Origin of the sequence: Demequina pilifera, assembly GCF_048814985.1 — a bacterium.
GTDB lineage: Bacteria > Actinomycetota > Actinomycetes > Actinomycetales > Demequinaceae > Demequina.
The window spans coordinates 173,366-193,965 of the sequence record NZ_JBMDTW010000005.1; the positions used below are offsets into that span (position 1 = coordinate 173,366).

20 protein-coding genes and 1 pseudogene are annotated in these 20,600 nt (G+C 69.3%); 15 read left to right on the top strand and 6 right to left on the bottom strand.

Features of this window, described 5'->3' with window-relative positions; all coding sequences use genetic code 11:
* Positions 1-145 precede the first annotated feature (145 nt).
* Positions 146-370 carry a heavy-metal-associated domain-containing protein gene (locus ACNI14_RS10685; RefSeq protein ID WP_420520014.1) on the top strand — a complete coding sequence of 75 codons (225 nt, stop codon included), beginning with the start codon at positions 146-148 and terminating at the stop codon, positions 368-370.
* Complete coding sequence (locus tag ACNI14_RS10690) at positions 367-2,832, top strand: heavy metal translocating P-type ATPase (protein WP_420520015.1); 2,466 nt, start codon at positions 367-369, stop codon at positions 2,830-2,832. The genes ACNI14_RS10685 and ACNI14_RS10690 overlap by 4 nt, the downstream gene beginning before the upstream one ends.
* Before the next feature lie 83 nt (positions 2,833-2,915).
* Here the strand turns inward: ACNI14_RS10690 and ACNI14_RS10695 are convergent, their stop codons facing one another.
* From ACNI14_RS10695 to metZ, 3 genes are read right to left on the bottom strand one after another with little or no spacing between them, the layout of a single operon-like run.
* Positions 2,916-4,088, bottom strand: coding sequence for a PrsW family intramembrane metalloprotease (locus tag ACNI14_RS10695; protein WP_420520016.1), 1,173 nt, complete (start codon positions 4,086-4,088; stop codon positions 2,916-2,918).
* On the bottom strand, positions 4,085-4,843 hold the full coding sequence (locus ACNI14_RS10700) for a hypothetical protein (protein WP_420520017.1): 759 nt from the start codon (positions 4,841-4,843) through the stop codon (positions 4,085-4,087). The genes ACNI14_RS10695 and ACNI14_RS10700 overlap by 4 nt, the downstream gene beginning before the upstream one ends.
* A 15-nt stretch (positions 4,844-4,858) precedes the next feature.
* Positions 4,859-6,082: an O-succinylhomoserine sulfhydrylase gene (metZ, locus tag ACNI14_RS10705; RefSeq protein WP_420520018.1), complete on the bottom strand. Its 1,224-nt coding sequence runs from the start codon at positions 6,080-6,082 to the stop codon at positions 4,859-4,861.
* 115 nt (positions 6,083-6,197) lie between these two features.
* Between metZ and ACNI14_RS10710 the strand changes: the two genes are divergently transcribed.
* From ACNI14_RS10710 to ACNI14_RS10735, 6 genes are all read left to right on the top strand, one after another.
* Positions 6,198-6,470: a hypothetical protein gene (locus ACNI14_RS10710; protein WP_420520020.1), complete on the top strand. Its 273-nt coding sequence runs from the start codon at positions 6,198-6,200 to the stop codon at positions 6,468-6,470.
* A gap of 442 nt (positions 6,471-6,912) precedes the next feature.
* Complete coding sequence (locus ACNI14_RS10715) at positions 6,913-8,034, top strand: ABC transporter substrate-binding protein (RefSeq protein WP_420520021.1); 1,122 nt, start codon at positions 6,913-6,915, stop codon at positions 8,032-8,034.
* Positions 8,019-8,855: an ABC transporter ATP-binding protein gene (locus ACNI14_RS10720; protein ID WP_420520022.1), complete on the top strand. Its 837-nt coding sequence runs from the start codon at positions 8,019-8,021 to the stop codon at positions 8,853-8,855. Before ACNI14_RS10715 ends, ACNI14_RS10720 begins: the two co-directional genes overlap by 16 nt.
* Positions 8,848-9,687: an ABC transporter permease gene (locus ACNI14_RS10725; RefSeq protein ID WP_420520023.1), complete on the top strand. Its 840-nt coding sequence runs from the start codon at positions 8,848-8,850 to the stop codon at positions 9,685-9,687. Before ACNI14_RS10720 ends, ACNI14_RS10725 begins: the two co-directional genes overlap by 8 nt.
* 42 nt (positions 9,688-9,729) lie before the next feature.
* Complete coding sequence (locus ACNI14_RS10730; protein ID WP_420520024.1) at positions 9,730-11,079, top strand: NtaA/DmoA family FMN-dependent monooxygenase; 1,350 nt, start codon at positions 9,730-9,732, stop codon at positions 11,077-11,079.
* Between the two features lie 40 nt (positions 11,080-11,119).
* On the top strand, positions 11,120-11,992 hold the full coding sequence (locus tag ACNI14_RS10735) for a ribokinase (RefSeq protein WP_420520119.1): 873 nt from the start codon (positions 11,120-11,122) through the stop codon (positions 11,990-11,992).
* Between the two features lie 17 nt (positions 11,993-12,009).
* On the opposite strand, the gene ACNI14_RS10740 is transcribed toward ACNI14_RS10735, so the two are convergent.
* Entirely contained in the window at positions 12,010-12,606 is a 597-nt protein-coding gene (locus tag ACNI14_RS10740; RefSeq protein WP_420520026.1) for a PadR family transcriptional regulator, read from the bottom strand.
* Between the two features lie 100 nt (positions 12,607-12,706).
* Here ACNI14_RS10740 and ACNI14_RS10745 point away from each other — a divergent pair, with 100 nt between their 5' ends.
* Positions 12,707-13,222 carry a flavin reductase family protein gene (locus tag ACNI14_RS10745; RefSeq protein ID WP_420520027.1) on the top strand — a complete coding sequence of 172 codons (516 nt, stop codon included), beginning with the start codon at positions 12,707-12,709 and terminating at the stop codon, positions 13,220-13,222.
* 50 nt (positions 13,223-13,272) lie between these two features.
* Complete coding sequence (locus ACNI14_RS10750) at positions 13,273-13,644, top strand: riboflavin kinase (protein ID WP_420520120.1); 372 nt, start codon at positions 13,273-13,275, stop codon at positions 13,642-13,644.
* 215 nt (positions 13,645-13,859) lie between these two features.
* Here ACNI14_RS10750 and ACNI14_RS10755 read toward each other — a convergent pair.
* Positions 13,860-14,517 (bottom strand): annotated as a pseudogene (locus ACNI14_RS10755) (TIM-barrel domain-containing protein); the annotation flags it as partial.
* Positions 14,518-14,758: 241 nt separating this feature from the next.
* Between ACNI14_RS10755 and ACNI14_RS10760 the strand changes: the two are divergent.
* Complete coding sequence (locus tag ACNI14_RS10760; RefSeq protein WP_420520028.1) at positions 14,759-15,493, top strand: hypothetical protein; 735 nt, start codon at positions 14,759-14,761, stop codon at positions 15,491-15,493.
* A gap of 132 nt (positions 15,494-15,625) precedes the next feature.
* Here ACNI14_RS10760 and ACNI14_RS10765 read toward each other — a convergent pair whose 3' ends face one another.
* Positions 15,626-16,048: a rhodanese-like domain-containing protein gene (locus ACNI14_RS10765; protein ID WP_420520029.1), complete on the bottom strand. Its 423-nt coding sequence runs from the start codon at positions 16,046-16,048 to the stop codon at positions 15,626-15,628.
* A gap of 252 nt (positions 16,049-16,300) precedes the next feature.
* Here ACNI14_RS10765 and ACNI14_RS10770 point away from each other — a divergent pair, with 252 nt between their 5' ends.
* From ACNI14_RS10770 to ACNI14_RS10785, 4 genes are all read left to right on the top strand, one after another.
* Complete coding sequence (locus tag ACNI14_RS10770; RefSeq protein ID WP_420520030.1) at positions 16,301-16,726, top strand: hypothetical protein; 426 nt, start codon at positions 16,301-16,303, stop codon at positions 16,724-16,726.
* 261 nt (positions 16,727-16,987) lie between these two features.
* Positions 16,988-19,312, top strand: coding sequence for a phosphoribosylformylglycinamidine synthase subunit PurL (purL, locus tag ACNI14_RS10775; protein ID WP_420520031.1), 2,325 nt, complete (start codon positions 16,988-16,990; stop codon positions 19,310-19,312).
* Between the two features lie 103 nt (positions 19,313-19,415).
* Positions 19,416-20,057 (top strand): hypothetical protein, encoded by a 642-nt coding sequence (locus ACNI14_RS10780; protein ID WP_420520032.1) that lies wholly within the window; start codon positions 19,416-19,418, stop codon positions 20,055-20,057.
* Positions 20,058-20,099: 42 nt separating this feature from the next.
* Positions 20,100-20,531, top strand: a complete 432-nt coding sequence (locus tag ACNI14_RS10785; protein ID WP_420520033.1) for a sterol carrier family protein — start codon at positions 20,100-20,102, stop codon at positions 20,529-20,531.
* The last annotated feature ends 69 nt before the right edge of the window (positions 20,532-20,600 follow it).

A 20,600-nucleotide genomic window follows, 5' to 3' on the forward strand; every position in this document is an offset into this window, starting at 1 on the left:
CCGCGTGCGTCTGAGTTGATCCGGTTCGTCGGTCGCGGGGGCGACGGGTGAGTCGCGACGATGCGGGCTTGACCTTCCACCGTACTGGAAGGTTTACCGTGTTCTCAGGAGGGGTCGCGGACGCGGCCCGCGAGAGGAGACTGCCATGAGCGAGACCATCGAGATCACCGTCGAGGGCATGACGTGCAACGGCTGCGCCGGCAAGGTGCGCGGGGCGCTCGAGAGCACTGACGGCGTCGCTGGCGCCGAGGTCGACCACGCCACCGGGCTGGTTCAGGTGCGCCCCGACGGCACCGTGCCCGCGGAAGACCTCGAGTTCGCGATCGACGAGGCCGTCGAGAGCACCGGCTACCGAGTGGCGAACTCGTGACCACGTCCCCGGGCACTGCGTCTTCGAACACCGGGCCTTCGAATACCGCAGAGCGCGTTCCGCAGGTCGATGCGATCAACCTCTCCGTCGACGGCATGACGTGCTCGAGCTGCGCCGCCTCGATCCAGGGCGGACTGTCCAAGCTTCCCGGCGTGGACGATGCGGTGGTGAACTACGCGACCCGCCGCGCCACGGTGCGCCTCGACGGCAGCGTGGACGCCTCCGAACTCGAGCAGCAGATGCGCGGATCGATCGAGGGGCTGGGCTACAAGGTGCTCACGCGCCCGCGCTCCGCCGCCGCGCCCGCCGACACGCTCGATACCCAGCCTGGTGGCGCATCGGCCGGCGGGGGCGAGCAGGATACCCATGCCGGTCACGAGGACGACGAGCACGCCGCGCACATGCGGGCGGACGCCGCCCGCATCGCCGACTACCGGCGCCGCTTCACCCTCGCGGCCATCCTGACCGTCCCGCTCACCGCCATCTCCATGGTGATGCCCTGGCAGTTCACGGGCTGGGAGTGGGTCGCCGCCGTGCTCGCGACCCCGGTGATCGGGTGGGCCGCGTGGCCGTTCCACCGCAGCACGATCATGTCCGCGCGCCACGGCGCCACCAACATGGACACTCTCGTGACGATGGGCACGGTCGCCGCGTGGACATGGTCGACCGTGGTGCTGATCGGGCACGCGTTCGGCGCGCTCGGCGAGGGGCACATCTACTACGAGACCGGCGCGGTCATCGTCACGCTCATCCTGCTGGGCAAGTGGCTCGAGACCCGCTCGACCGCGCGCGCCGGCGACGCGATCCGCGCCCTCAGCTCGCGACAGAGCTCCACGGCGCGGCTGGAGGACGGCACCGTCATCGAGCGCGACCAGCTCGAGGTGGGCATGCGGTTCGTGGTGCGCCCCGGCGAGACCATCGCGACCGACGGCACCGTGGTCGAGGGGTCGGCCTCGGTCGACGCCAGCCTCGTGACCGGCGAGTCCGTGCCGGTGCGCGTCGAGGCGGGCTCCGGCAAGGAATCCCAGGTCATCGGCGGCACCATTGCGACCGACGGCGCGCTCACCGTCGAGGCCACCAAGGTGGGCTCCGAGACGATGCTCGCGCAGATCGCCCAGATGGTGGACGACGCCCAGTCGGGCCGCGCGCGGGTGCAGCGCCTCGCGGACCGCATCTCGCGTGTCTTCGTGCCCGTCGTGATCAGCATCGCCCTCGTGACGCTGGCGCTGTGGTGGGGGCTCACCGGCGACGTCAACGCGGCGTTCACTGCCGCCGTCGCGGTGCTGATCATCAGCTGCCCGTGCGCCCTGGGACTCGCGACCCCGCTGGGCATCATGGTGGGCACCGGCCGTGGAGCGCAGCTGGGCGTGCTGGTGCGCGGCCCCGAGGCGCTCGAGGACACCCGCGACATCGAGACCATCGTGCTCGACAAGACCGGCACCGTCACCGAGGGCAAGATGTCGCTGGTCTCGGCCAGCGCGCCCGGTGTGCGCGCCAAGCACGGCGCCGATGCGGAGGCGGCCTTCCTGGATGCCGTCGCCTCGGTCGAGGCTCGCTCCGAGCACCCGGTGGCCCAGGCGATCGCTGATGCGCGGGCCGAGCGGTCCCGCATCAAGGGCTTCCGCAACGTGCCCGGCCAGGGCGTGATCGCCACCGTGCAGCACGTGGGGCTGGTGGGTGAAGCCCCCGGTGACGACGCCGCGAACGCCGATGTGCTGGTGGGCTCCCGCCGCATGTTCGACGAGGTCCCCGGCGAGCTCGAGAAGCTGGCGAGCGAGGCGGAGGCCGAGGGTCGGACCGCCATCTTCGCCGGGCGCGTGCCCACCTCGGACACGGCGGGACTGGGCACGGACGCCTTGGCGACCCGAGCATCGGCCGTCGCGGAGGCCGTGATCGCGGTGAGCGACACCGTCAAGCCGACGAGCGCACAGGCCATCGCGGCCTTCCGCGAGCTCGGGCTGAACGTGGTGCTGCTCACCGGCGACAACGAGCGCGCGGCCCGGGCGGTGGCCGAGCCGCTCGGCATCGACCGGGTGATCGCCGAGGTGCTGCCCGGCGACAAGGCGGACGTGGTCCGCGAGCTGCAGGCCGGTGACGGCACCAAGCGGGTGCGCGTGGCGATGGTGGGGGACGGCATCAACGATGCGCCCGCGCTCGCCCAGGCGGACCTGGGGCTGGCGGTGGGCACCGGCACCGACGTGGCACGCGAGGCCTCCGACCTCACCATCGTCACCGGCGACCTTCGTGCGGCGGCCGATGCGATCGCCCTGTCCCGGCGCACGCTCGGCACGATTCGGGGCAACCTGTTCTGGGCCTTCGCCTACAACACCGCGGCGATCCCGCTGGCGGCGCTCGGCATCCTCAACCCCATGATCGCGGCGGGAGCGATGGGGGCCTCGAGCCTGTTCGTGGTGGGCAACTCGCTGCGCCTGCGGACGTTCGCGGGGTATCGGGCGCGCTGACCCGTTCCCGCCCGGATACCCAGCACGTCCTCTCTGGCGCGTCTCAGGTCGCCTGGATTGGACGTGCTGGGTATCGAGGGGAGTCAGCGGCGGAGATCGGAATCCCGCTGGCGGCGATCGAGAGTCACGGCGAGGATGCGGACGTCGCGCGACAGCTCGATGGTGCGCGGCGACCCCCAGCCGTCTTCGTGCGCCGCGGTGAGCAGGCTGAGCTGGGCCGCCTGGAGTCGTTTGAGCGCCCGGGCGGTCGCATAGCCGCCGCGGTGGCGCGCCCACTGGCGGGCGCGGCGTCGCGCGCGACGCGTCGCCAGCGTGCTGAAGTCTCCCGGGCTCACCAGATCGTCGGGCACCACATGAGCCGCGAGGCCGGCGAACGTGCGGCGCTCGCGCACGTGCGCCCAGCGCAGCACGATGAAGAACAGCAGGAGGACCGGCAGTCCCTTCACGACCGAGCTCACGTAGGGATTCGCGCCCAGCACCGGCGCGTTGAAGAACCCGTGCACCGCGATGGACAGGGCGAGAGTGCCGCACAGCACGGCGAGGCGCTGGCGTCTCCGGGCCGTCGCGTTGAAGTAGTACCCGAGCCCCGCGCCCGCGATGGCCGCGAAGGTCGCGTGACTCCATAGCCCGCCGATGATGCCCCGAAGCAGGAACATCGCCGTCACGGTGCCGGTCTCGCCGTCCGCAGCGAAGGTGGCTGTGTAGAGGAAGCCCTCCGACATCTGGAAGCCCAGGCCGACGACTGCGCCGTAGAACAGCCCGTCTGCGGCCGAGCGCACCCTGGCGCCGGGGATGAGGGCGAGCGCCAGGATCCCGAGCAGCTTGAGGGGCTCCTCCACGAGCGGGGCCGCGAACGACGAGACCCACGGGTTGTCGGTGCCGATGACGCCGGCCACGAGGTCGTGCATCGCCGGTGCGGCGATGGCCCCCATGCCGGGGCCCGCCAGCGCTCCCCACAGCAACGCCCCGATGACCGTGGTCGGGGACCGGCGCTCGAAGAGCTCGAGCCGGTAGAGGAGCACCAGGAAGGCGAAGCCGTACAGCAGCCACAGGATCCCCGACAGCACGCCGGTGGTGGGGTTGCCGCTCAGGCCGGCGAAGACCAGCGGCGCCCACCGCACGAGCCCGAAGACCGTGAGCCCGACGAACACCCAGAACACCCACGACCGCGCGTCCACGAAGGAGGGGGTGCGCGGGGTCAGACGCGGCAGCGCCGAGAGCGACACGGTGAGCGGCTGAGGCTCGCGCGCGGTCATGGTCCGGCTCCGGTTCGGGCGGCATTGTCCGCGAAGACGATCGAATCGATCATGGCCTGGACCTGGGGCTCCGCCGTGGTCCAGCTCTCGATGGTGGTGGAGAGCGCCGCGACCGTGGTGAGTCCCTCATGGCTCACCGCCCACACCTGGCGAGCGTTGGTCTCGCTGCTGGCGGAGATCGTGACGCCCACGTCCCCCTGCTCGGTGGTGAACGCCTCCGGTTCGCCGGTCACCCACGAGCCGGTCTGGTCCCCCTCGACCACGGAGATCTCTGCAGTCGCGACCGCGTTCGCGGAGCGCGACTCCTCGTAGGCCGGAACGATCACGACCTGAGAGCTGCCGCTCGACAGCACCGTTGCGCGCCCGTCCTGTGAGTCGACGCTCCAGTCGTCCGCCACCGTGAGTTCCACCGCGTTGCCGACGGGGATCACCTCGCCAGAGGATTGCGCCGCGTTGAGCTGGAGCTTGGCGGCGAAGGGCACGATGCCAATGAAGACCACGGCAATCGAGAGCACCAGCAGGGCGCCCGGCACCGAGCTGCGGCCGATCAGCCGGATCGACAGCGGCAGCCGGTTGCGCAGCAGCTCCAGGGTCTGGCTCGTGGGCGCGGTGGGCTGCCAGGGAGCGGGCGCGGCGCCGCCGCCGCGCCCGCGGCGCGCCCTGCGATCGTCGTCACTGAGGTGCCCCCCACCGCCGGCTCGTTCGCTTGCGCCCCCCGCCCCCGCATCGGCCGGCGGGGGCAGCTCGTTGGTCATGACTCGCGGCGTGCGCTAGACGTGCGCGAGCGCCTGCTCCAGGTCGGCCCGCAGATCCTCGACGTCCTCGAGGCCGATCGACAGGCGGACGGTGGTCTCGGAGATGCCCACGGACGCGCGGGCCTCGGGCGTCATCTTGTTGTGCGTCGTGGTCGCGGGGTGTGTCGAGATCGACTTCGCGTCGCCCAGGTTGTTGGAGATGGTGAACAGGCGCAGCGCGTTCATGAAGCGGAACGCCGCGGCCTGCGACTCCGGCCCCGCGACGTCGACGCCGTCGCCCACCGCGAGATCGAGCGTCACGAGCGTGCCGCCGATGGTCATCTGGCGGGCGGCGCGCTCGTGCTGCGGGTGGGAGGGCAGCAGCGGATAGCGCGCGACGGACACCTTGGGATGCGCCTCGAGCCAGCGCGCCAGCTCGATCGCGCTCGCGGCCTGCTTCTCCACCCGTACCGACAGCGTCTCGAGCGCCTTCACGAGCACCCACGCGTTGAACGGCGAGATCGTGGCGCCCATCTGGCGCACCATGGTCTTGACCGGTCCGTCGACGTATTCGGCCGAGCCCAGGATGGCGCCGCCGAGCACCCGGCCCTGACCGTCGATGTGCTTGGTCGCGGAGTAGACCACGGCATCGGCCCCGAGCTCGAGGGGCTTCTGGCCGATCGCCGTGGCGAAGACGTTGTCGACGATGAACAGCGCGCCCGCCTGCTTGGTGAGCGCCGCCACGAACGGGATGTCGACCACGTCCTGCATGGGGTTGGTGGGCGACTCGATGTAGACGGCCTTGGCGGGGGTGGCGAGCACGCGCTCCCAGTCCTCGTTGTCATGAGCATCGACGTAGTCGATCTCGATGCCCCACTTGTCGAAGAAGTTGGCGAACACCTGCAGCGTCGAGCCGAACAGCGCGCGCGAGGCCACCAGGCGGTCGCCCTGGCCGAGGATCGACGCGAGCGACACGAACACCGCGCTCATCCCGGTCGAGGTCGCGAAGCAGGACTCGGCCCCCTCGATCGCGGCGAGCCGCTCCTGGAACGCCGTCACCGTGGGGTTGCCGTAGCGCGAGTACATGTAGATGTCGATGTCGCCAGCGAACGCGTCACGCGCCTGCTCGGCGTTGTCGTACGCGTAGCCCTGCGTGAGGTACAGGCCCTCCGACATCTCATTGGCCTCGGACCGGTGGATGCCCGTGTGAAGCGCGAGAGTGTCCGGGCGAAGGCCGCGAGGGAGGTCCTGTGCTGTCATGGAATCAGGGTAGCGGCGCGCGCGGACCCCGAGCGGAGGCCGGGCGCGCCGGGCGCCGGCGGTAGGTGTTGTTCGCAATTTTGAGTCCACTGCGGCGGTGCGGCAGAGTGTCCGGATGTCCCCCGATCTGGTCGCCAGCCGCACGCGTTGGCTGGTGCGCGTGGCGGTGGCGCTGCTCATCGTGACCCTCGTGGCCACCGCCGCCCTGTTCTATGGCGCGCTCGGGTGGCGACAGATGACGACCGCCTGCACCGCCGAGGATGCGGCACCGTCGCGAGCGACAGGGTCGTCGGTCGCGTTCTCCTGGTCGTGGACGCCGCCCGGCTTCGCGTGCACGTGGCCAGGGTCCGGCGGGGAGGGCGTCACCGTCACCAAGCTGTGGTGGTAGCGCCGCCCCAGAGGGGGTGAACCCCGCTCGGTCGATGGGTCGAGGGGGACGCTGGTCGACTTGCACCGGTCCGCGCCATCGTGATGCACGCCGGCATGCAGACCATCACCGCTGCTGGCGGATGAGCCAGCATCCTCGACGCGCCACACCCCACGCGGGCGTGGCCGGCCCCAGCGCTGGTCGCCTCGGCCTCGAAATCGTCGAGCAGACCCTGGCCGTATTCATCGCCGGGGTCGGTCGAGGCGAACCGTGGACTGCGGATCGGCCGGGAATCGGTGAAGTCCCGCCGTGTCCGTCGCTGTCGCCAAGGGTTCGGATGCGTCCCCAGCCATGTGCCTCATGCGCCCACAAGACACAGATACGTGAGGACTTGCACAATCAATCTTGACTAAGTTACTGTGCACGAGTCGTTCAACGATGAGCTGACTTGAGAGGACCCGACATGGCAATCGTATCCACGAGGCGCGCGCGGCATATCGGTGCCGGAGCCCTGGCACTCGCCGCCCTCACCGCTTCCCTGACCGCATGCTCCGCTTCGGATTCCAATGGATCTGACGCGGCCGAGGGAGACGTGCCCGACGGCGTATTGGTCGACGCATCGACCTGTGAGCGCAATCGCGACGCTGGCACCATCGTCTACGTATCCGGATACGGATACTCGGCGAGTGCGGGGCAGATGGACGTCTTCCTGGCCGACGACCTCGGCTACTTCGAGGCCCTATGTCTCGACGTTGAGATAAACGCCTCGGGCGCAAACGGCCAGCAGCTTGTCGGATCTGGGCAGGCCCAGTTCACAGCGCTGGGATCCGCATCCGACGTCGTTCTCGCCGCCGCGAACAACGACAACCTCGTCGCGGTCGCGACCTACGGCACGGAGCCGCCGTTCTCGATCTTCGCCAACGAGAAGATCGAATCCTTGAAGGACCTGGAGGGTGGAAGTCTCGGGTACTTCATCAACCTGACCCCGATCGCCTCGGCGATGCTGGACGCCGCCGATGTCGACAGCAGCGAGGTCGACATGATCAAGATGACCAACTACGACCCCACCGTCGTCACACGCGGCCAGGTCGACGCCATCGTCGGCTATGCCTCGAACCAGCCCCAGACGCTGCGCGCGATGGACGAGTCGTTCACCGAGTTCCTCCCGGCCGATGTCGGCGTCTCCGGGACGTACAACGTGATGGAGGCCAACGGTGAGTTCCTGCGGGAACACCCCGAGGCTGCAGCCGATTTCATGCGGGCATCGCTGCATGCTCTGCAGTACTGCCTCGACGAGGAGGATGACTGCTTGGACACGCTCGCCGAGATGGCGAAAGACGCGAACCAGGGTGACGCCTTTCCCCGTGAGCAGCTCGCGCGCACGTGGGCGGTCGAGTCGGAGTGGGTGCGCAACAGCGCTGGTGGCAACCCCGGAGTGCACACCCACGCGATGTGGGAGCCGGAGCTCGAGATCGTCGCGAAGTACGGTGACATCAGCGAGATCCCAGCCCTCGAAGACATGATGGATGTGGACCTGGTCGCTGACCTGTACGACGGAGACGAGCTGGCATGGCCGGCGTCGTGACGGTGGACACGCCAGGAGTGGACGCAGGCCTCACGATGGGTGCGGGCGTCCGCGTGAGCGGAGTATCGAAGTCCTTCGGTCAGGGCGAGCGTCGTGTCGATGTCCTGGACGGCATCGATCTCGAGATCGGCTTGGGCGAGTTCGTGTCCGTCATCGGTCCCAGCGGCTGCGGCAAATCGACACTGCTCAAGATCGTCGCCGGTCTGGAGCAGGCAGACGCGGGAACCGTCACGGTCGGCAATGAGCCCGTGGTCGAGGCGACACGGGACAAGCTGATCGGCCTCGTTCCGCAGTCGCCTGCGCTCCTGCCTTGGCGGTCGGTGATCGACAACGTGCGACTTCCCGTGTCGGTCAACTCGCGTGCGAACCGTGGTCGAGACCTGCGTGATCCTGAGGAGATCCTGACGTCCTTCGGGCTCGCCGGTGCGCTGCACAAATTCCCCGGGCAACTATCCGGCGGCATGCAGCAGCGTGTCGCCATCGCACGCGCGTTCGTCTTCGACCCGGCCATCATGCTGATGGACGAGCCGTTCTCGGCTCTCGACGAGATGAACCGCGACCAGCAGAGGCTGGGGCTGCTCGACTTCTGGCAGTCGAACCGGAAGGCGGTCATGTTCGTCACACACTCGGTGCCGGAGGCGATCGTCTTGTCCGACCGGATCGTGGTCATGTCTGCCCACCCCGGCCGAATCGCGGAGATCATCGACGTGGATCTTCCGCGACCCCGACATGAGGCGTCGTATGCGACCGATGCGTTCCGTGACCTCGAAGGCCACGTGCGACAGACCCTGCATTCGGTGATGGAGGAGACACATGGCTGATACGGCCCTCACATCGGCGGCCACTCCTGGTGACGTCGCCGCCGCACGGGTGAAGCGGGTGGCACGCAGCACGCTGCGACCCACGCGAATGCTCCCACCCGTGATCGCCTTCGCCGCCGCGGCTGCACTGTGGCAGCTGGTGGCGATCGCGAATCCGTACGTGCTGCCAAGGATCGATGCCGTCATCAGCACGCTGGTCGGCAACCCCGGGATGTACTTCACGAACTTCCTCGTGACGTTCCAGGAGGTGCTCGTCGGAGCCGCGAGCGGCGTCGTGGCAGGATTCCTCGTCGCTGTCATCATGGCCGAGTTCGAGGTCGTCGAGCGGGCACTGATGCCGTTGGTCGTGATCGTGATGGTGACGCCCATCGTCGCCATCGCGCCAGCGCTGGTCGTGGCCTTCGGATTCGGGATGGTCCCCAAATACATCGTCACCGCGCTCGTGGTGTTCTTCCCCATGCTCGTGAACTCTCTCGCGGGACTCAGAAGCGTGGACACGGGAGCTCTCGCAGTCATGCGCACCCTGCACGCGAATCGCTGGGAGGTCTTCCGCGTGCTGCGCTTCCCGGGTTCGATGCCGTACGTCTTCGCGGGCCTGCGGATCGCACTGCCACTGGCGGTGGTGGGAGCCGCGGTTGCCGAGTTCGTCGCCGCCGGGACTCAGGCGGGGCTGGGATCGCTGGTGACCACGGCCGCTGCCCAGGCCAATCTCGAGGTCACATGGGCGGCGATCGTACTGCTCGCACAACTGGGCGTGCTGCTCATCATGGCTCTCGCCGTGGTGCGTCGCCGAGTGTTGTGGTGGGTAGACGGAGAGGTCACCGCCCGCTAGTCATCGCACTCACCAACACAAGATTTGAAAGGTTGTAGAACTGTGAAGAAGCTGCATTTTGGTCTGTTTGAGAACGCGCAGGCCAACGACTCGGGTACCGCGACGTGGCGGCATCCTGACAACCGACGGGACCACTTCGACGATCCGGCCTACTGGCGTGACGTGGCGCGCATCGCCGAGGATGCCTGCTTTGACTTCCTGTTCTTGGCGGACGCCTGGGGCTGGGCGGACGTGAACGGCACACGCCCCGACATCTGTTCGGTCGAGGGTCTGGACCTGCCTCGCCTCGATCCCGCGATCGTGGCAGCGACGCTGATTCCCGAAACTCAGAACCTGGGGCTGGTGGTGACCGGCTCGATTCTGCTCGAGCAGCCCTATGCGTTCGCCCGGCAGATGGCGACCCTGGATCAGCTCTCCGGGGGGCGGCTGGGGTGGAACGTCGTGACCACGGGCACGGCCGAGACGGCGGTGGAGGCGTTCGGGCGTCCGATGGTTGCTCACGATGAGCGCTACGCGATGGCCGAGGACTTCGTCGAGCTCACGTATCGCCTGTGGGAGGGTGCCTGGGAGCCGGATGCGCTCGAGCGCAACAAGCAGGGACGGTTCGCCGATCCTTCGAAGGTGCACCGCATCGCGCACGACGGCCCGTACTTCAAGTCTCACGGCTACGGCAACACCGCACGGTCGCCTCAGGGGACTCCAGTGCTGTTCCAGGCAGGCGCGTCCCAGGCGGGCCGCAAGTTCGGCGGCCGGCACGGAGAGGCGATCTTCGTCGGCTCAGGCAGTGCGGAACAGCTCGGTAGTCACACCAAGGCGATTCGGGAGCAGGCCGTGGAGTCCGGGCGTGCCGCAGACGCGGTCAAGATCATGTCGGCCTTCTCGTGCGTGATCGGCACCGACAAGGATGATGCCCAGCGCCGCTACCAGCAGGTGGTGGAGTCGCAGGATCCTGAGGTGACGGTCGCGTCGTATGCCTGGTTCACTGGTCTGGACCTATCCTCCTACGACCCCTCCACTCCGATGAAGGAACTGCACACGGAACTGTCGCAGACGCAGGTCGCGCGCTTCGCGGACCAGACGGTCGGCGATGTGCTCCGCGGCTGGCATGCGCACGGCGTGGGCGCGCGCCCGGTGCTCGGCTCAGCAGAGGACATCGCGGATGAGATCTGTGCTCTCGCGGATGCGGCCGACCTCGACGGCTTCCTGCTGTCTCCAGTGGTGCCGCCGGCCTCGACCGTCGACTTCGTAGAGCAGGTGCTTCCGATCCTGCGCGAGCGCGGCGTCGCGCCGCGTGAATACGAGGGCTCGACGCTGCGTGAACGGCTCACGGGTTCCGGCAGCGCTGACCTTCCCTCCGACCATCCCGCGGCGGCCTTCCGCCACCACGAGTAATGCAGGTCGTACACAAGTGACCTCGCAGAGCACTGTGTGCGTGGTCGGGAGCGCCAACGCGGACACTTTGGTGTCGCTCGCGGCGCTCCCGGCTCCTGGTGAAACGGTTCTTGGGACGAGCCTGGGTCGCAACCCTGGCGGGAAGGGGCTCAATCAGGCCGTTGCCGCAGCGCGGATGGGCGTCAGGGTTGTCATGTGCGGTGCGGTCGGTGACGATGCGGACGGGCGGACTCTTCGTTCGGTCATGGCGGACGAGGACGTCGATGACTCGGCGGTCGTCACCAGCACCGGAACTCCGACGGGCAGCGCACATGTCTATGCGTTGCCCGGCGCCGAGAACTCGATCGTGGTCGCCCCTGGCGCGAATCTCACCATCACGCCCAGTCACGCCGCCGCATCGGTCGCTCGCGCGGGTGTGGTGCTGGTGCAATGCGAGGTGCCGGTCGAGGCCGTGGAGGCAGCCCTGCGCGCAGGTCGATCTCGTGGCGCGGTGACCATCCTCAACGCGGCTCCCGTGACTGACCGCGTCGCAGCACTGCTTCCACATGCCGACGTGGTGATCGTCAATGAGTCGGAGGCTGCTGCGCTCGGCGGTGCAGCGAAGATCGCGTCCGCGGGCCCATCCACGGTCGTCGTGACCCGCGGCGGAGCGGGGACGGAGCTTCACCGTGGAGGGGACGTCGTCGCGGTGCCCGCTGTACGAGTCGACCCGGTCGACACCACCGGAGCGGGCGACGCCTTCTGCGGCGCCTATGCGGCGGCGCGGGCTGCGGGACTGGATGACGTCGCGGCGGTGCGCCGAGGGAACGCGGCAGGGGCCTTGGCGACGACTGCCTGGGGGGCACAAGGTGCGCAGTTGTCCGTCGGGGCCGTCGACAAGGTCATGGGGCAGGGCTTCGTCGCCGGGAGCTGACGGTCATGAGCATGCCGCTAGCGAGGCTTGCGAACGCGTGGGCCCTGTTCCTCATCCGCGAAGAAGTACTCGCCTTCCTTGACGCGCGACGCAAGGGTACGCGCCCACTCCTGTTCGGCGCGGAGGCGGTGCGTCGAGAGTTCGAAGATCTCACGCACGTAGGACGGCGTGGTCTCGGAGCGCTTGGTGTCCTCGACGTTGTAACCGTTCTCTTGGATGATCGCGTCGATCTTGGAGACACGGTTCTCCAGCCCGGCGAGGACCTCTTGGCGACTCAGGATGAACATGAAGGAGGCGATGGCGGTGGCGGCCTGAGTCTCGAACGGCGCGACGTTCCACAGCGTCTCGCGAAGCATGCGCAGCATCTCGGTGGTGCCGGAAGGCGAGATCCGGTAGGTGGTCCGCGCAGGTCGATTGCCGTCGACTTCGGTGCCAGCGATCTCGACATAGCCGTCGCGCTCGAGGCTGCGCAGCGCGTTGTAGATCGAGCCGGGCTGGATGTTGGCCCACTCGTCCACATGCCACGTCATGAGCTCGCGCCGCAGAAAGTACCCATGCACAGGTTGGAACTGATACACGGCGCCGAGGACGACAAGACGAGTCATAGAGGACATGGGGCAGAGCCTATCGGTGCAGTTGTGATTGTTCTTGTTTTACATATAGCACTCTTCGGACTAGACTTGACTATACAAAGTTGACTAACGGGAGGTCGACGTGACGATCGAGCACGGCCAGCGCAACGAGGCGCAGGCAGCATTGGAAGGCAAGGCACTGCGCTCCGCACTCGCGGCGTACCCCTCCGGAGTGGTGGCGATGTGTGCGCTCGTCGACGGCGCGCCGGTAGGGATGGCGGTCAACTCCTTCACGTCAGTGTCCTTGGACCCTCCGCTCGTGTCGATCTCCGTGGCACGCACCTCCATGACATGGCAGCACTTGCGCAGCGCGGAGCACGTCGGCCTGTCGGTGCTCAGCGCCGATCAGGAGGTCATCAGCCGCTCTCTCTCGGGCCCTCGTGACCAGCGTTTCGCCCATGCGTCATGGGAGTCCCGTGACTGTGGCGCCGTCCATATCTGTGGGGCGGCGCTCCACCTGCGGTGCCGCCGTCACGACTCCTTCGACGGGGGTGACCACATCATCGTTCTCTACGAAGTGGTCGAGGTGGATCACTTTCCCGAGCGCTTTCCACTGGTCTTCCACGGCAGCCGCTATCGCTCCATCGACGGAGCGTAGGCCGCGTGGTGGTCACTGTCCCGCGAGCGCCGTCACGGCCGCCGGTGTGGATGAGTGGCGTGGTCGTGCCCGGCGATGCTCGGGGCAGGTTGCTGGGTTACCCCACCGCGAACCTGGCCGACGCCGTGGGCGCCGCGCCAGCAGCCGACGGCATCTACGCGGCGTGGGTGCGCGTCGGGGAGTGGCCACGCCTGCAGGCCACGGCGTCCGTGGGCGACAACCCCACGTTCGCAGACGTGAACGAACGGCGAATCGAGATCTATCTGCATGATTTCGCGGGCTCGCTCTATGGCACGCGAATGGAGGTGGAGTTCGTCTCGCGACTGCGGGCCAATCAGGTCTTCGCGACGACCACTGAGCTCATCGCCCAGGCGGCCGAGGATGTCGAACGATCACGGGCGATCCTCGCGAGCAGAGACTGATCGACGGACGCCCCACCACTCACACCGCGCGGGTGCAGGAAGGTGTGGCGCGACTCCCGAAGCGGGAGGGGCGCTTCAGCGGTGGACGCGCACCGTCGCGCCCTCGGCCGGTCGTGGCGCGCCGCCGACACTCCACTGGCCGCCGCATCGGCACCCGCGGTGTAGGGGCAGGGCATCAGTGTGTTCTTGAGCTCGGCGAAAGTCTTGGTCACCGCGACGGCCTCGTTGTACAGCTGCGTGCAGAGGTTGTGCATGGTCTCGGGGGACGAGCCGTCATGCCACACGACGTCGGTCGGGATGCGCTCGCCGAAGTCGGTCTTGAGCGCGTCCACGCCCTGACGGATGATCTCGCGCGGGCGGTCCTTGAACCACGCGCGAGCATCGGGGTTGGTGAAGTCCACCAGTCCCATGCCCGCCTGCCACATGTCCCACTGCCATACGGTGCCGTCGGCGCGCTTGACCAGGTAGCCCGCGTTCATCGCCTCGGCGAACAGGCGGGCGAGCATGCCCTCCGGGTCGGGGAACGTGCGGGCGGTCGGTGAGTCGCGTGTAGCGGTCGATGACGTCACGCGGCGTGGGGCCGTCGAAGACGAGGTACTCGAGAGCCTCACCGGCGGCGGAGAACTGCACGCGCTCCACGGCCTCGGAGCCCACCTCGAACGACACGTGCTCGGGCTGGTTCACCAGCACCCCATAGCCGCGCGAGGACAGGTAGAACGGGACGTTCTTGGATGACAGCTCGGAGCTGGTGCCGCCGTCCGCGTTCCAGATGTCCACCGCCTGGCCGTAATTCACGAATGCGCCGAACCCCTCGCCGAGGCCGTAGATCAGCTCACCGACGCCCAGGTCGAGCTGCTCGTGCACGGAGGTGCGCGACGGCGCGAGGCCGGTCTCCGAATGGCGGGCGATGCCTGCGGGCTCCGCGGCGACGGGCGCATCGGCCGCAAGGGCCATGTGCCCCACCGACTTGTGCCCGAATCCGGTGAGCCGGCGACGCTCCAGCCCGGACCACTGCATGGCCAAGTATTGGCTATCGCGGGACTGTGGCGGCTTGCCTACTCTGACGTCCGGGCGGCGTGCGCCGCCGCACCCACACGATCGGAAAGGCGTCCCCATGACTGGTTCTCTGACCATCCCGCGTGCTGCACTTGGCGTGTTGGCGTTGTCCCTGGTGGCGGGGTGCGCCGTCGACGACGACCCAGCCGCAGCGGACCCGACGAATGCACCAGTCGAGGTCGCGGCCGAGGAGGGTGACGAGGGCTCGGAGGCTCCCGCCGCCTCTGACGACGCCTCGGGCGCAGACGACGATGGAGCAGGCGCTCCGGCCGGCGGCGCCACGACAGCCGAGGATGGATGGGTTGCTCTGCACGGCCTTGAGGTGCCAGCGTCGGGCACGGCCGTGCTCGAGGCCGCGGGCGAGACCCACGAGATGGACATCGCCTGCTACGGCCCGGGAGTCTTCGGCGAGGGCGAGCACGACGAGTACCAGTTCCGCGTCTCCGCTCGCGGAGAGTTCACGTGGGACGACGGCAGCGAAGGCTTTTTCACGGTCACGCGTGCCGTGACCTTCAGCCCCATGCAGGCCTACGACTACCAGGGGCTCGACAACGCCGATGTCACGGTCACGGTGGTGAGCGGGGGCGAGTTCCATGCGGCCACTCTCGCCGCGCCGAGCGACGCTGACGGCGCCGGGGCCTCGCTGCCGCTGGTCCACGCGCAGCCCGACGGAACGTTCACCGTCGACCGCGATCTCGAAGCCGCGTCGTCCATGCACGAGAACGCGCCCGCCGGTGAAGTGCGCATCGCGGGCGCGTGCGATGGGCCGTGGGCCGATCACCCGTTCGGGTGACCGACGGGCCGGACGAACTGAGTCCCCCCGTCAACGGCCCCGCACAGGGGCTCGCACCCGCCTGAGTTGATCCGGCTGCTCGGTCGCGAAAGGGCGAAAGGGCGAAAGGGCGAGCGGGCGCCGGGTGGGCTCCTACCCCTGACGCCAGGGCAGCCCGGCCGCGCGCCAGCCCTGCCAGCCGCGGTGCCCGTCCCCGTCCACCGCGCCCTCGAAGCCCTCGAGCACGTTGTAGGACGGCCCGATGTCCGCATCGGTCGCCGCCACCGCCGCGCCGATCGACCGCTGGCCCGAGCGGCACAGGAAGATCACCGGGGCCTCGGAACCGGGCTCGAGCCCGCCGTCCTTCAGCTGCTCCACGAACCGGAAGTTGCGCTGGCCGTCGGGGTAGCTCACCCACTCGATGAACAGCGTCTCGTGATCCGTCGACGACGTGTCGGGCACGCCCACGAACCGCCACTCCGCCTCGGTGCGCACGTCGACGAGCCGCGCATCGGGATTCGAGGTCAGCATCTCCCAGGCCTCCTGGGGGGTGATGTCGCCGGCGTAGTTGCTCACGTGCGGTCCTTCCACGTCTGGCCTCGGCAGTGCGGCCGATGCGGGTGCGGGGGGCGGCGCCGAACGTACCGGCGCCGATTCGCGCCCAGTCTAGGGGAGCGGCGTGGCCCGCCCGCCGACCGTCCCGCGATCGCTCGGCCCCGCGAGCGAGCCGCCCAGGTTGTGCTGTTTGTCTGATTCCTCACGCCGATTTCACATCGGCGGGGCAGGTGAGGTCTTATGGAAAGGTCCCCCACTGCCGAAGGAGCAGACATGGCACGGTCACGCCCCGACGCTCAGCGCAGAGGTGCTCTCGAGCACCTCGCGGACGAGCTTGCGCACGATGCCGACTCCTTCACGCCCGAGGTCGCCTCCGCTCACGAGGAGCTGCCCGGCCGGCGACGCGGGGCGGCGTCCTCTCGTGACGCGCGCCCGAGCACCGGCGCCGCCGCCGTGCTGCTCGACATCGGCACCTCCCGGCACGAGGGCTACACGCACGTGCTGTGGGTGTCGCCCTCCGCGGAGTCCCAGCTCGGCTCCGAGGCCTTCGAGGGCCTGGGGGATCGCTTGGGCAGGGTGCCGGGCGTGCGCGGCTACGCGTGGGAGGGCCTCGACCACCTCCACCTGCGCGCCCCCGGCCGCGACCACACGAGCCTGTTGGGCGACGCGCGCGAGGTCGTGGCGGACCTGCTCGACTGAGCGATCGGGTGACGGCGAGGGCGAGCCCAGCCCCCGCATCGGCCGCCTGCAAGTGCTGGCCAACACTCCGAACCGCTTTTCCACCGACACGCGGACGCCAACCCCCTCACAGTCCCTTTCCGCTGGCGCGTCGCGCACAGAGTGGTTCGCAGTCAAGGGGCTGGGTGCGGAGCGAGGCCGATGCGCGGGCTCGGTGGGCGTGCGCGCCCGCCGGTAGTCTGTGGGAATACGCCCCGGCCGCCTCGACACCCAAGGGATCTCATGACCGACGCCCCCGCCCGCCCGTCCGATCACGCCCTGGACACCGTGGAGCAGGCCTCCTCGACTCCGTATCAGGAGATGCCGTTCGCGGCGCTCGGGCTCAAGACGGATGAATACGCGCAGATCGTCGAGCTGCTGGGCCGCCGCCCCACCGCCGCGGAGCTCGCGATGTACTCCGTCATGTGGTCGGAGCACTGCAGCTATAAGTCCTCCAAGATCCACCTCAAGCAGTTCGGCGAGAAGACCACCGAGGCGATGAGGGAACGTCTCATGGTCGGCATGGGCGAGAACGCGGGCGTGGTGGACATCGGCGACGGCTGGGCCGTGACGTTCAAGGTCGAGTCCCACAATCACCCCTCGTACGTGGAGCCCCACCAGGGCGCGGCGACCGGCGTGGGCGGCATCGTGCGCGACATCCTCGCGATGGGCGCGCGACCCGTGGCCGTGATGGACGAGCTGCGCTTTGGCGAGATCGACCACCCCGACACCGGCCGCGTGGTGCACGGCGTCGTGAGCGGCGTCGGCTCCTACGGCAACTCGCTGGGCCTGCCGAACATCGGCGGCGGGTCGCTGTTCGACAGCTGCTTCCAGGGCAACCCCTTGGTCAACGCGCTGTGCGTGGGCGTGATGAAGCACGAGGACATCCACCTGGCCTCCGCCGAGGGCGTGGGCAACAAGGTGGTGCTGTTCGGCGCGCGCACGGGCGGCGACGGCATCGGCGGCGCGAGCATCCTGGCCTCCGAGACCTTCGAGGACGGCGTGCCCGCCAAGCGTCCGTCCGTCCAGGTGGGCGACCCGTTCATGGAGAAGGTGCTCATCGAGTGCTGCCTCGAGCTGTTCCGCGCGGACGTGGTGCAGGGCATCCAGGACCTGGGCGCCGCGGGCATCTCGTGCGCGACCTCGGAGCTGGCGAGCAACGGCTCCGGCGGCATGCACGTGTGGCTGGACGACGTGCTGCTGCGCGACCCGTCGCTGAACGCGGGCGAGATCCTCATGTCCGAGTCGCAGGAGCGGATGATGGCGGTCGTCACGCCGGACAAGCTAGAGAAGTTCCTCGAGATCGCCGCCAAGTGGGACATCGAGTCCTCGGTGGTGGGCGAGGTCAACGACTCCGGGCGCCTCACCATCGACCACCACGGGCAGCGGATCGTCGACGTCGATCCCCGCACCGTCGCCCACGAGGGCCCCACCTACGACCGGCCGTATGCGCGTCCCGAGTGGATGGACGCGCTGCAGGCGGACACGGCGGGCGCCGCGCTGGAGCTGCCCTCCACGGGCGAGGACCTGCGGTCCACCGTGATCGCGCTGATGTCCTCGACCAATCTCGCCGACCGCAGCTGGATCACCGACCAGTACGACCGCTACGTGCAGGGCAACACCGCGCTCGCGCGCCCCGACTCCGTGGGAGTGGTGCGCGTCGATGAGTCCACCGGCCGCGGCGTCGCCATCGCGACCCGGTCCAACGACCGCTTCACCAAGCTCGACCCGTACGCCGGCGCTCGCCAGTCCGTGGTCGCGGCGTACCGCGCGGTCGCGATCGCCGGCGCCACGCCCACGGCCATCACGGACGGCCTCAACTTCGGCTCTCCCGAGGACCCGGACTCCATGTGGCAGTTCGTCGAGGCGATTCGCGGCCTGGCGGATGTGTGCGCCGAGCTGGGCGTGCCGGTCACCGGCGGCAACGTGAGCCTCTACAACGGCACCGGCGAGCCGGGCCGCATCGACAGCTCGATCAATCCCACCGCGATCGTGGGGATGCTCGGCATCCTCGACACGGTCGAACGGGCCACGCCGAGCGCGTGGCGCAAGGATGGCCAGCTGCTGTACCTGCTGGGCACCACGGCCGCCGAGCTCGACGGCTCACGGTTCGCGGAGCTGCACGGGCACCTGGGCGGCCTCCCGCCCAGGGTCGACATCGAGGCCGAGAAGGTCCTCGCCGAGGTGATGGTGTCCGCATCCCGCGACGGGCTGATCGACGCCGCGCGAGAGGTGGGGGACGGCGGATTGGCCGCCGCCATCGCGCAGGGCGCGCTGCGCTACGGCGTGGGCGCGCGGATCGTCCTCGACGAGATCGTGGAGCGCGACGGCGTCGCCCCGGCCCAGGCGCTGTTCTCCGAGAGCCAGGGCCGCGTGCTCGTGGCCCTGCCGCGCGACGAGGAGACCCGGTTCGTGGCGATGCTCGAGGCGCGCGGCGTGCCTGCGATCCGGCTGGGCGTCACCGAGGACCGCGACGATCCCGCGATCGACGTCCAGGACGAGTTCTCGCTGCCGCTCGCGGAGCTTCGCGCCGCTTGGGAGAAGCCTCTGCGCGCGCGCTTCGCCTGACCGGTGTGGGCTCGGTCACTGGTCGGTTGACGCGCCCCGCGACGCGCGGCTAGCGTCGCGCCAGCGCGCCGGCACCACGGCCGATGCGCGGGACGGGGAGACCATGCGCGCTCGGGCAGTTCTGGCTTTCGCGGCGCTGGTGCTCCTCACCGGGTGCGCGGCGACCGGGGATGAGGACACGACGTCCACGAGCCCGACCGCCGAGTCCAGCCCCACCGCGAGTGCCGAGCCCTCGCACGCCGGCCCGACCGCCGGTCCTACGAGCGGCGACGTGGACGATTCCGACGGACCCGGCTCCGACGACGACGCCGCCGGTTCCCCGGGGTCGGCAGCCGACGACGACGCCCCCACCATCGACGGTGCGGTGGTGGTGCACGACGGCGGTGACGCCGAGGTGACGGTCACGGCGGAAGGTGCTGATGACGCGCTCGCGCAGCTGGACGTGACCCTGTCCGAGGGCGGGCAGTGGGCTCAGCACCCCGCGCGGCTGGGTCCCGTGGTCAGCTCCAGCGGCGGAACCGAGAGCGTGACGCTCCGGCTCCGCTATCCGGAGTCGGTGGCGGACGGACTGTCGGCGGACGAACTGATCCTCGCCGTGGACGACGACGTGTCCGGAACCGTCGAGTTCCTCGTGCTGGAGCACGATGCAGAGGCGGGGCTGTTCACTGCGGATCACACGGTCAAGCCGGGCGCCGCACCCGAGTTCGTGCTGCTGGACGTCGAGGTCTACCAGCTCCTGTCCTAGCGGGCCGGCCCGGGCGCATCGGCCCTGTGCCACCCTGGATCCATGGCTACCCCGAAGACCCCGCGCCGCCGGATCGATTCCCAGGCGGGCCGTGCCGCGGTCCGGAACTGGCGCGCGTCGACGCGAGAGCCTGACCTGCACCAGCCCAGCGCGGCCATCGCCCAGGACGCCGCGCCCACCGTCGACCGCACCACGCTGGCGACCGCCGTGAGATTCACTCTCGAGGAGCTCGCGTCGCGGGCGCCCGGCCAGGCGCTCGAGGTGCGGGTGCCGCCTTTCGGCGCGACGCAGTGCATCGAGGGGCCCTCGCATCGGCGCGGCACCCCTCCGGCGGTGGTGGAGATGAGCCCGGTCGTGTGGTTGGGACTCGTGACCGGTCGGGTGACGTGGGCCGATGCGGTCGCGGCGGGCGAGGTCGACGCGTCCGGGGAGCGCTCGGACCTGTCCGCGCACCTGCCGATCGAGGATTTGTGAGCACATATCGAAACGGTGGTGAATGTCACGATTCGGTGACGTTGCCCAGTCCTGTTGCCGGGAGCGACA